We start from the raw sequence: 2388 nt of genomic DNA, 5'->3' as shown, positions 1-2388 counted from the left end.
CATCCTTAAAGGTCGGCATTTTGTAAGGGTCAAAGCCCAATACGTTTCCATCACGAATACCATCAGCAATGCTATAGCGGTGCAACTCATTACCAAATACATCAGTGGTCGTATTACTATTAACTTGGTTTTCTTCATGGATAGGCGTGCCAGTAAAACCAAAAAAGAGGGCTTTCGGGAATGTTTTTTTCACCCTTACCAACATGCCTTCTTTATCTTCTGTACCTCCACTCATCGTTGAGCGGTGCGCCTCATCGATAATAAACACCAAGCGCTTATCACGAATCTTTTCAATATCGGCCGAGTTTGTTGCTACGCCCTTATCATCCGCTTCTTCAAAAATATTGCTCATTTTTTGAATCGAACTAACAATTAAGGTATCAGCAGGAGCGGTGCTCTTTAGTTTGGTCACCAGTACATGAGTATTCTCGGTGGCTTGTACCACTTCTCCATCACTAGCAAATCCTTGATATTCAAGTAGAGACTGAGTACCAAGCTCGATACGGTCCATTAAGAAAATTACTTTATCGGCGTCTTTTGATTGAGCAATCAACTGTGCTGACTTAAAGCTAGTCATGGTTTTACCAGAGCCTGTGGTATGCCATACATAACCACCAAGTCTGTCTTTATTGTTTATACCACCTAACTGCTTCCAGTTGGTTTTAGCGACTCGATCCGATATCGCATTAGCAGCGTAATACTGATAGCTACGCATGACTTTAAGGACCCCATCGGTATCATCAGCGACGGTATAAAAACCTATCAACTGATGTGCCATCGGTATCGATAGCAACGTAGAGGCAATATCCTTCCAGTGGTTCACAGGCTCGTTATTATAATCGGCCCAACTGAATTGATAGTCAGGGTTAAACTTGCCATCTAGTCCGGGGTTAGCAAAGTATTTAGCCTCATCAGGCTCCATGGCAACAAATACTTGGATAAGCGAAAAGAGTCCGCTAAAAATGCCTTCTTTAGAGTACTTTTCAATTTGGTTGACCGCTTGACTGACCGGAATGCCGCTGCGCTTTAGTTCAATATGAATAACGGGCATACCGTTTATTAGCAACAGTACATCACCACGACGATCGTTACGTAACGGGCTACCTCGTTCGAACTTGGGTTGTTGCACAATTTGGTAACGGCTTTGACCCGCTGCGATCTCTTGGCGGTCATAAATTTTCAAACTGACTTCTTTGCCATAGTGCAGCGAGTCATCAGGGTTATCTCGTTTAATCGCGACCGTTTTACCATTAATTAAACCGTTGAGTTTGAGCGGCGTTTTCAGCTCTTTGATCTGCTCAATAATCTGCTGCATTTCAGTGGTAGTCAGCGGCACATCGTTTAAGCGATCTTGTTGGCGGTTGTTTTCAAACAAAATGTTTGCCCAGTTTTGCAGTAACTCGGCCTCAGTTTTGTTTTTGAGTATTTCAGGCTCCCATCCTTTTTGGATAAGAACCTCAATAAAAGCCTGCTCAAATTTTGCTTCGGTTTTAAAAATGGTCATGGTCATTCCTTAAACAAACATTTTGCTCAAGCAAGCCTGCTTGATGTTATTGAGTTTGGTGATCTGTTGTTGGTATTGATCGATCAATGTATCGAGCTTTTGGAAGTAGTTGCCGATAGCTATTTGCTCTTTTTCGCAAGGTATAAGAATTTTCATACGTCCAAGTTGCTTACCTGAAATTTCTAAAAACGTCGAACCTGATGCATGTTTAAGTGCAAACTCTTTAATCTGTTTACCGATAGAATAAATGAAATAAGGTGAAAACCCTTCTTTCACAACAAAAGATTGAAAGCCTTGGTTAGTAGCTCCTGATCTAGCAAGAATAGCCATATCCCCGATACCAGCCCTACTAGTAAATAGAACCGTCCTACCAGCCGGAAGTATCTTTGCAGATGAACTTTTAAGACCTAGAGCCGTGATTTTTTTCCGGCTACCTTTGGCATATACATTGTCACCAATCTCAGTAGGCGAATACCAATCGATATCACCGTCCCAAAATTCAGATATTGAAGTGCTAGGAGTACCTCCACCAATAATATCAGTAACATCAGTACCCAGCACTTTCTCCTCCCACTCCCCACTTAACCCCTTAAAACGGATTTCTGGAACGGTTTCGCCTTGCTTGGGAAACATTTTTTCCAGCATGGCTTTTTTCAAGTGACTGAGCTTGTCATGCTTTTGTTGGTGTTGCTTTATTAAGCTGTCGAGCTTTTGGAAATGCGCCGTTATTGCATTCTGCTCTGCCAAGTCCGGAATTGTGATAGTTCTACTTTTCCAGTCAGAAACATCAAACACTAACTTTTCAATATCAACCCCATAAGAGCTAATAAAAAACAGCTTATGCATTTCAGGTCGTTTTGAAATCACAGTCCAGAATTTAGCAG

The 2388-nt window shown here is 41.8% G+C and carries 2 protein-coding genes; both read right to left on the bottom strand.

Annotated elements, in window-relative coordinates:
• Nucleotides 1-1504: DEAD/DEAH box helicase family protein (locus AB6E85_RS25725; RefSeq protein WP_372144803.1), on the bottom strand; the 1504-nt coding region annotated here is incomplete at its 3' end.
• A 9-nt stretch (nucleotides 1505-1513) separates the two neighbouring features.
• Nucleotides 1514-2388 (bottom strand): restriction endonuclease subunit S (locus tag AB6E85_RS25720; protein ID WP_372144801.1); only part of this gene is annotated, 875 nt, incomplete at its 5' end.

It is taken from the genome of Vibrio sp. 10N.247.311.51, assembly GCF_041467855.1.
Classification (GTDB): domain Bacteria; phylum Pseudomonadota; class Gammaproteobacteria; order Enterobacterales; family Vibrionaceae; genus Vibrio; species Vibrio coralliirubri.
This window is presented reverse-complemented; position numbering and strand designations above follow the sequence as displayed.